Source organism: Nocardioides lijunqiniae, from assembly GCF_015024225.1.
In the GTDB taxonomy this organism is placed as follows: domain Bacteria; phylum Actinomycetota; class Actinomycetes; order Propionibacteriales; family Nocardioidaceae; genus Nocardioides; species Nocardioides lijunqiniae.
This window is the reverse complement of record NZ_JACJGM010000066.1, coordinates 1-8,211: the sequence shown is the minus strand read 5'-3', so window position 1 is coordinate 8,211 and position 8,211 is coordinate 1. Positions and strand designations below refer to the sequence as shown.

The 8,211-nt window shown below is 74.1% G+C and carries 7 protein-coding genes, 1 tRNA gene and 1 other RNA gene; 2 read left to right on the top strand and 7 right to left on the bottom strand.

The genetic code is table 11. The features are described from left to right. Nucleotides 1–1,265, bottom strand: a 1,265-nt coding sequence (locus tag IRQ30_RS22905; RefSeq protein WP_193615130.1) for a DNA polymerase III subunit gamma and tau, incomplete at its 3' end; no start/stop codon positions are given. Between the two features lie 243 nt (nt 1,266–1,508). After that, nucleotides 1,509–1,599: signal recognition particle sRNA small type (ffs, locus tag IRQ30_RS22900), an RNA gene on the bottom strand. A 94-nt stretch (nt 1,600–1,693) separates the two neighbouring features. On the opposite strand from ffs, the gene IRQ30_RS22895 reads away from it, so the two are divergent. After that, nucleotides 1,694–1,783 (top strand) — tRNA-Ser (locus IRQ30_RS22895). Between the two features lie 57 nt (nt 1,784–1,840). Here IRQ30_RS22895 and IRQ30_RS22890 read toward each other — a convergent pair. Further along, the gene (locus IRQ30_RS22890; RefSeq protein WP_338089833.1) at nt 1,841–2,515 is read right to left on the bottom strand and encodes a GTP pyrophosphokinase; all 675 of its coding nucleotides are present in this window, start codon (nt 2,513–2,515) and stop codon (nt 1,841–1,843) included. 123 nt (nt 2,516–2,638) lie between these two features. Here IRQ30_RS22890 and IRQ30_RS22885 point away from each other — a divergent pair, with 123 nt between their 5' ends. Continuing rightward, on the top strand, nt 2,639–3,730 hold the full coding sequence (locus IRQ30_RS22885) for an LLM class flavin-dependent oxidoreductase (RefSeq protein ID WP_193615129.1): 1,092 nt from the start codon (nt 2,639–2,641) through the stop codon (nt 3,728–3,730). Nucleotides 3,731–3,733: 3 nt separating this feature from the next. On the opposite strand, the gene IRQ30_RS22880 is transcribed toward IRQ30_RS22885, so the two are convergent. The 4 genes from IRQ30_RS22880 to IRQ30_RS22865 form a co-directional block, all read right to left on the bottom strand. Further along, nucleotides 3,734–5,056: a S8 family serine peptidase gene (locus tag IRQ30_RS22880; RefSeq protein WP_193615128.1), complete on the bottom strand. Its 1,323-nt coding sequence runs from the start codon at nt 5,054–5,056 to the stop codon at nt 3,734–3,736. Continuing rightward, complete coding sequence (gene eccB / locus IRQ30_RS22875; RefSeq protein WP_193615127.1) at nt 5,047–6,510, bottom strand: type VII secretion protein EccB; 1,464 nt, start codon at nt 6,508–6,510, stop codon at nt 5,047–5,049. The genes IRQ30_RS22880 and eccB overlap by 10 nt, the downstream gene beginning before the upstream one ends. Nucleotides 6,511–6,513: 3 nt before the next feature. Next, nucleotides 6,514–7,881 carry a type VII secretion integral membrane protein EccD gene (gene eccD, locus IRQ30_RS22870; RefSeq protein WP_193615126.1) on the bottom strand — a complete coding sequence of 456 codons (1,368 nt, stop codon included), beginning with the start codon at nt 7,879–7,881 and terminating at the stop codon, nt 6,514–6,516. Nucleotides 7,882–7,997: 116 nt separating this feature from the next. Next, nucleotides 7,998–8,211: hypothetical protein (locus tag IRQ30_RS22865; RefSeq protein WP_227468013.1), on the bottom strand; the 214-nt coding region annotated here is incomplete at its 5' end.

The window sequence follows — 8,211 nt, the reverse complement described above, 5'->3', positions numbered from 1 at the left end:
GGGGCCGACTCGGGCTCGCGCGGCGCCGTTCGCGCGTGGGCGGGCCGGTCCTGCGCCGGGAGGGGCGGCGCCGCCTGCTCGGCGGAGGGCGTGCCGCTGATGGCCGCGCGCCGCTCGAGGCGGTCGAGGCGGGCGAGGACGCCGTCGGTGGAGTGGTCGGCGCCGGGCAACAGCACCCGCGCGCAGATCAGCTCGAGCAGCAGCCGCGGGGCGGTGGCGCCCCGCATCTCGGTGAGGCCGGTCGCCACGAGGTCGGCCGCGCGGGTCAGCTCGGCCGCGCCGAAGCGCGCCGCCTGGGAGACCAGGCGCTCGCCCTGGTCCTCGGAGACGTCGATCAGGCCGCTCGCGGGAGCGTCGGGCACTGCCGAGACGATCACGAGGTCACGCAGGCGGCGCAGCAGGTCCTCGGTGAAGCGGCGCGGGTCCTGACCGGTCTCGATCACCTTATCGACGACGCCGAAGACCGCCGACCCGTCGCCGGCGGCGAACGCGTCGACCACCTCGTCGAGCAGCGTGTCCGGGGTGTAGCCGAGCAGTCCGCTCGCCAGGGCGTAGGTGACGCCCTCGGCGCCGGCGCCGCCGAGCAGCTGGTCGAGGACCGACAGCGTGTCGCGCGCCGACCCGGCGCCGGCCCGCACCACCAGCGGCAGGGCGGCCGGCTCGATGCTCACGCCTTCCTGGCCGCTGAGCTCGGTGAGGTAGGAGGACAGCAGTCGCGGCGGGATCAGCCGGAACGGGTAGTGGTGGGTGCGCGAGCGGATGGTCGGGATGACCTTGTCGGGCTCGGTCGTCGCGAAGATGAACCGCAGGTGCGGCGGCGGCTCCTCCACCAGCTTGAGCAGGGCGTTGAAGCCCTGCGTCGTCACCATGTGGGCCTCGTCGATGATGTAGACCTTGTAGCGGCTGCGCACCGGCGCGAAGAACGCCTTCTCCCGCAGGTCGCGCGCGTCGTCGACGCCGCCGTGGGAGGCCGCGTCGATCTCGATGACGTCGATGGAGCCCGGCCCGCCGCGCGCCAGGTCGCGGCAGCTGTCGCACTCGCCGCACGGGTCGGCGACCGGCGCCAGCTCGCAGTTGAGCGCGCGGGCCAGGATGCGCGCCGAGGTCGTCTTGCCGCACCCGCGCGGGCCGGAGAAGAGGTAGGCGTGGTTGACCCGGTTGTTGGCCAGCGCCGCCCGCAACGGCTCGGTCACGTGCTCCTGCCCGATGACCTCCTGGAAGGTCTCGGGGCGGTAGCGGCGGTACAGCGCCAGGGGTGACTCCACGCAAGAACACTAACCACCCGGTCCGACAGTCGGTAGCGGGGCGGGAGCGGGGGTCCGCGTGGCGGGTGCGGCCGTCTGCGCACGATCCGTGCGGCCGGCCGCGGGGCGATGTCTCCGCGCCTGGCACTGGGTCTCGAGACGGGTCGCGCCCGACCTCGCTGCGCTCGGTCGCGCGCCGAGCCCTCCTCGACCTCCCGCCCTCGTCCGCGCCTTCGCAGGCTCAGGCGCGGGGGCGTGACGTGAAAAGGCCCCCCGTGCACCCGGCAGAGCCCGCCGACCCTTGCTGCCTTCCGGCCCTGGGGGAGTTGAGCGAGATACCGCCACACGGGGGGTTGCCCCAGAGTCTAGGCGATCCGTCGACGGTCGCGAACCGGGACCCTGGGGGAGCGGATTTCACCGGCCGACGAGGCCCCGGTAGGGTCTCCGGCGGAGGATTCGCCTAGTGGCCTATGGCGCTCGCTTGGAAAGCGGGTTGGGTGTGAAAGCCCTCAGGGGTTCGAATCCCCTATCCTCCGCCACCGGACGGCGCCGCACCTTCGTGCGGCGCCGTTCGTCGTCCGTACGTCGGTCCGGCGCTACCGCGTGGCCGGGTCACGGGTGCCGCGGGAGTCGCGGTGCAGCTGCTCCATCTGCTGGTCGAGGCGGTCGGTGGCGGCGGCCACGCCGGCCAGCTCGTCGCGCAGCCGCTCGGGGACCGCGCGCTGGTACTTGTAGTGGATCTTGTGCTCCAGGCTGGCCCAGAAGTCCATGGCGACGGTGCGGATCTGGATCTCCACGCGCACGTGCTCGGTCCGGTCGGACAGGAACACCGGGATCTCGACGATCAGGTGCAGGCTCTTGTAGCCGCTGGGCTTGGGGTCGGCGATGTAGTCCTTGATCTGCACCACCCGGACGTCCGGCTGGCGCTGGAGCATCTCCAGGACGGTGTAGGCGTCGCTGACGAAGCTGCAGACCACCCGGATCCCGGCGATGTCGGAGACCAGCTCGCGCACGTCCTCGAGACTGGTGCAGCCCAGGCGCCGCGCCTTCTCGGCCAGCGCCGTGGTGCGCTTGAGCCGGAACGTCACGTGCTCGATCGGGCAGTCGTAGCTGGCGGTGTGGGTGAGCTCCTGCTTCAGGATGTTGACCTTGGTCATCATCTCCTCGAGCCCGAAGCGGTAGAGCATCAGGAAGCCCTCGAGCTCTTCGCTGACCGACAGGAAGTCCCTCGCGGCCTCGGAGCCGGGGCCGTCGTCGTCGGAGCTGCTCACGCCCCGACCCTAGCGACGCGACCACACCCCGACGGTGTCGCACGACGAGGGCGCTCCTAAAGTAGAGTAAGTGCGTTGAGATTAACTACTTACTCCCCCACCGCCGCGACGTCTGGAGCACCGATGACCCTCGACTTCCTCTGGTACATCCCCAACCAGGTCCAGCCCGGCCACCGCGGCGACGACGCGGTGGCCGACCACGGCACCCTGGACACGCTGACCCGGCACGCCCGGGCACTGGAGGACCACGGCTGGGACGGCGCGCTCCTCGGCACCGGCTGGGGCCGGCCCGACACCTTCACCCTCGCCACGGCCCTGGCTGCGCGGACGACGACGTTCGAGCCGCTCATCGCCGTCCGGCCGGGCTACTGGCGTCCCGCCAACTTCGCCTCCGCCGCCGCGACCCTGGACCACCTCTCCGGTGGCCGGGTCCGGGTCAACGTCGTCTCGGGCAAGGACGACCTGGGCGCCTACGGCGACAGCGAGGGCGACCAGGCCCACCGCTACGCGCGGACCCGGGAGTTCATGCAGCTGGTCCGCCGGCTCTGGACCGAGGAGGCCGTGACCTACCGCGGGGAGCACTTCCAGGTCACCGGGTCCACCGTGGTCCCGCGCATCCAGCCCCGCAGCGAGCCCCACGGCGGGCCCCACGCAGAGCGCCGCCACCCCCGGCTCTACTTCGGCGGCGCCTCCGAGGCCGCCGAGCGGGTGGCGGCGACGGAGGCCGACGTCCAGCTCTTCTGGGGCGAGCCCCTCGACGGCGTGCGCGAGCGGATCGAGCGGCTGCGCGCACTCTCGGCCGAGCTCGGCCGCGAGCACGAGCCACTGGAGTTCGGGCTGCGCATCACCACGCTGATGCGCGACACCACCGAGGAGGCGTGGGCCGACGCCGAGGCGAAGGTCGCGCGGATGGCCGAGCAGGGCGAGCGCGACCCGATCCGCGCGGGCGCGGTGGGGCAGCAGCGCCTGCTGGAGCTCGCGGCGCGGGGCGACGTCATCGACGACCGGCTGTACACCGCGCCCGGGCGCTACGGCGGGGGCGGCGCCGGCACCACGTGGCTGGTCGGCTCGGCCGAGGACGTCGCGAAGTCCCTGCGCCGCTACCAGGACCTCGGCATCACGCACTTCGTCCTGTCCGACACTCCCTACCTCAGCGAGATCGGGCGCCAGGGCGACCGGCTGCTGCCGCTGCTGCGCGACCGGGCGGACGCGTAGCGCTCAGTCGCGCCGGCGCGCGAGCACCGGGCGCAGGAGCATCGCGACGATGAGCCCGCCGCCGGCGAGCAGGCCCCACCACACCGCGTTGCGCTTGGTGCTGGCGAGGACGTCGACCTTCTCGCGCGGAGCCTGCGCCCGCTCGTTGCCCTCGTCGAGGATCGTCGTGCGGGAGAGGTCGCCCTTCCTGCCCGGGGTCATCGCCAGCGTCAGCGCCTCCACGGGCTGGACCACGCCGTGCCCGGTGAGGACGTTCGAGGACGTCGGCGACCCGGTGGCGGAGTTCGTCAGGCGCGCGACGATCTGGGGCGCCGTCTCGTCGAACGTCGAGCGCAGCAGGGCCACGACGCCCGACACCTCGGCGGCGGCGTAGACCGTCGACACGTCGCTGATCAGGCACGTGCTGGCGCCGTCCATGCCGAGCGACACCGCGTCGCGCGTCGGGGCGGCGACGTCGGTCGCGGAGCTGCGCAGGACGTCGGTGGCCGCGTCGCCCGGCACGACCTCGTCGTCGACCAGGGCGGTGGCGGTCGCGTTGACGGCCACCACGTTGGGGGCGGAGGCCGGCCACGTCCCGCCGCGGGCGTCCTCGCCGGGAGGCGGCGTCCCGGCGTCCTCGCCCTCACGGTCGGCGTAGCCGAAGTCGGCGTAGAGCGGCTGCCCCTCCTCGGGCCGGTCGCCCGTGGCGGCCACCACCACCACGTCCTTGGCGGCCAGGTCGGCCAGCACCTCGCGCAGGTCGTCGCGCAGCTGCTCGGGAAGGGCGAGGGCCAGCGACACGTTGACGACGTCGACGTCGCCCTTCGGCAGGGCCGCGACCTGGCGCAGGCCGGCCAGGAGCCGGTCCATGCTGGGCTCCGCCTCAGCGGCGGGGTCGTTGGCCTGGTTGCGGTCGTAGACGCGCACGTCCAGGATCGTGGCCTCCGGGGCGATGCCGATCGGCTGGTCGGGCTTGCCGCGACCCGCGATCAGACCCGCGACCGCGGTGCCCTGCGGGTCGAGGAGGCCGGTGGCCTTCCCCGACGACTGGCCGCGTCGGACCGGCTGGAGCCGGTCGGACTGCGCGACGCCCGAGTCGAGCACGGCGACGGTGACGCCCTCTCCGGGCTTCGACCCCGCCTGCTCCGCGAGGCGCTGGGCCTCCGCGACCTGCATCAGACGGGCGGGCGCGCTGGGCGTCGTGGTGGTGACGGCGGGCGTCTGCTCGAGCGTGACGTCCTCGCAGCTGGTGTCCGCGGCGTACGCCGGCGCGCCGGCCCCCAGCACCAGCGAGCCGAGCGCGAGCCCGGCGACGAGGGCTCCCCGCAGCGGGGCGCTCACTCGCACGAGCGGCCCTCCTCGGCCGACTCGGCCTCCGCAGCCCGGGCCTCGGCGTCGGTGTCGCCGGGCCGGGTGGGCGGGCACAGCGCGGCGTTGACCGAGAGCGCGGCGCCCGCGTCGAAGAGCTGCATCCAGCTGCGGGGCACGACCGGCGCGTCGTAGCTGCCGAAGCCGAGGTTCTCCACCGCGTCGGTGCCGAGAAGGGCGTAGCTCGCACCCTTGGAGTCGACGAGGAAGGGCTCACCGACGTCCGGGGAGTCCCAGCCGCCCGAGAGGACGTAGGCGCCGCGACCCTCCTGCACCGTCACGTCGTGCTGCCGGGCGTCGACCTCGACGGCACTGGCGTCCTCGCCGGGCGAGGCCGCCAGCACCACGCGGGGCTTCTCGCCGCGCTCCGGCACCAGCTGCGCGCAGGGCTCGGCCGGGGTCTCGCTGACGAGCGTCTCGGGCCAGCGAGCGTCGCCGTAGGGGGCCCGCTGGCGCTGGACGTCCGGCGGCTCCGTGAGCCCGAGGTTGGTCGGCCGCCGGGGGGTCTTGGTGCTGAGGTAGACGGCCCGCGCGAAGGGGCTGAACTCGGCGAGACTGGTCGCCGTCACGACGGTCAGGACTCCCTCGATCTCGAAGTAGTCGCCGACCTTCGCGCCGTCGGGCAGACCGCCCTTGCCGGCCACCTTCGAGGGCGTCCCGAAGCCGGTGAGCCCGAAGCTCTCGAACGCCAGGTCCCCACCGGCGGGGAACAGGTCGAGCCAGTCGGTGGGCACCGTCGGCGCCTCCCGCACGAACGGCAGGCCCAGCTCGTCGAGCAGGTTGTCCACGCCGGGCGTGTCCGGGAGTGCGTAGCGGTAGGCACCGGTCTCCTCGCCCTGCACGGCGGACTGCCCGATGACGTAGAACGCGCCGTCGCTGGCCTCGACCACCACGCCCCCGCCCTGCGCGGGCTGCGCGTCGGGGTCGTCGCGCACGTCGAGCTTGATCCCCAGACCGTCGCCGGTGCAGGCGGTCCAGCCGCTCTCCACCAGGAAGTCGGGGTCGGGCACGGTCGCGGGAGCGCCCAGGATGCCGATGTCGGCGCCGGGCGTCTTGGTGTCGATCTCCGACTGCGGCACGACCTGCGGCTTCACGTCCGCGCCCAGGATCAGCTGCGCGGAGGTGACGTTGATGACCGGGCGCACCTGGTCGTTGCCGTCGGCGTCCGGCTCGAGGATGACGTAGGCGGCGCCCTTCTCCTTCGACAGGATCAGGCCCGGCTCGTCCCACTTGACGTCGGTGTTGGGCTTGAGCACGCCCGCGATCGCGGCGCCCGCCATCAGCAGGACCGCCAGCGCCAGCCCGCCGACGAGGGTGCGGCCGGGCTTGGTGGGCTCGACCTCGCGCCCACCGGGGGCGCCGGAGACGAACGCGGTGACGAGCCGTCGACGGCTGAACGAGTAGGCCTCGACGAGGTCCTTCTTGGTCGCCATCGTCTAGCCCGGGGAGGTGACGGACTGGGCCACGTCGAAGACGCCGATGGCCAGGACGAGCAGGGGCAGGAGGGTGAGCAGCGCGACGCTCTCGAGCACGTCGCCGAGCCGACCCCGGCGCACCGACGGCGAGCCGGGCAGCAGGGTGGAGGCGAGGAGCACCCCGCCCGACGCCGCGAGTACCACCGCGATGACCGGGTGCCACTCCGGGAAGAGGACGAGCAGGGACACCGCGGTCGAGAGCAGCCCGACCACCCCCGAGCCCAGCCCCACCAGCACCTCGGAGCCGGTGCGGTACTGACGCGTGCGGAGCATGACGATCAGGCTGGCGTCGACCGCGAGCAGCGTCCCGAAGAGACCGAGCGACACCGACAGCGGCGCGATGGCGAGCAGGAGGAGCCCGACCGTCCCGGAGATGGCGACGAGGATCTCGTGGGCCACCCGGGCGTCGGCGCCGACCTGCGCGGGGTCCACGTCGGCGGGGTCGGCGGTGATGTCGGCGTCGGAGTAGAGCTGGTCGACCGACGTGCCGGTCACGCCGAGCGCCAGCCACGGGAAGACGCTGCCGATCATCACCACGACGGTCAGCACGACGGTCAGGACGACGGCGGCCCGGAGGTCCGTGGCGTGCAGCAGCAGGCCGACGGCCACGAAGACGGCACCGACCACGACGGGCGGCAGCACCAGGGTCCGGCCCTCGCCGAGGCCGACCAGGCACACCACCCCGGCGATCAGGGCTCCGGCGCCGGCGCACGCGACGGGGTAGTCGAAGAGCGGGCCGTCCGGGGCGAGCATCAGCCCTGCGACCGCGGCGTACCCGGCGCCCATCCAGGCCACGGCGACGGCGGCCTCGGCCTCACGCTGCGCGCGCGAGAGGACGATCGCCCCGGCCACGAGCGCGACGGCCACCGTGGCGGCGGCGACGGCCGCGAGCTGCTGCCCGTCCTGGATCAGCAGGGCCACGGCGCCCAGCGCCATCAGCAGCGCCGCCGCGGTCAGCGCCGCGCGCCGTCCGGACGCCGGTTGCCAGGGCTTGAGGTCGCGCTCGACGACGTCGGTCATCGCCTCGACGACGTCGTCGTAGACCCGCGGCGGGTCCTCGTCGATGCCGGCGGTCACCGTGAGCGTGCCGCCGTCCTCGACCCCCTGCAGGGTCAGCCCGGAGTCGGGGGCGAGGCGGCGGCCCTCCGAGGTGACCAGGCGGTAGCCGCCGTAGACGGTGCTGGAGTCGAGGAGGCCGACGCTGCGGGCCAGCTCCGGGACGAGCTCGGCCACCGGCACCGCGCCCGGCAGCACCAGGTCGACCCGGCGCGTACCCGACGTGACCGTCACCCGCACCAGTCCCGAGGATGCGGTGGGGGCCTGGCTCATCGTCTCTCCCTCAGGTCTTCGCCACGGTCGCGGTGCGAGCCGGCAGGCGGGCACGGCGGCAGCCGTCGTTCACGAGCGAGCCGCATGCTACCGGCCCGCGGGTGCCCCACCGGGCGTCAGTCGATCACACCGGGGGCGGCGCCGTCGTCGTCGGTCCACCCGTCCTCGTCGGCGTAGAACTCGCGCTCGCGCCGGCGCTCCTCCTCGGAGGTACGACGCCCTCCCCGGCCCGCGGCGGCGCCGGCCGCACCCGGGGCCCCGGTGGCGCGGCCACCGGCACCTCCGGCGCGCGACCCACGGCCACCGGCTCCTCGCGCGGAGCGGGCGGGA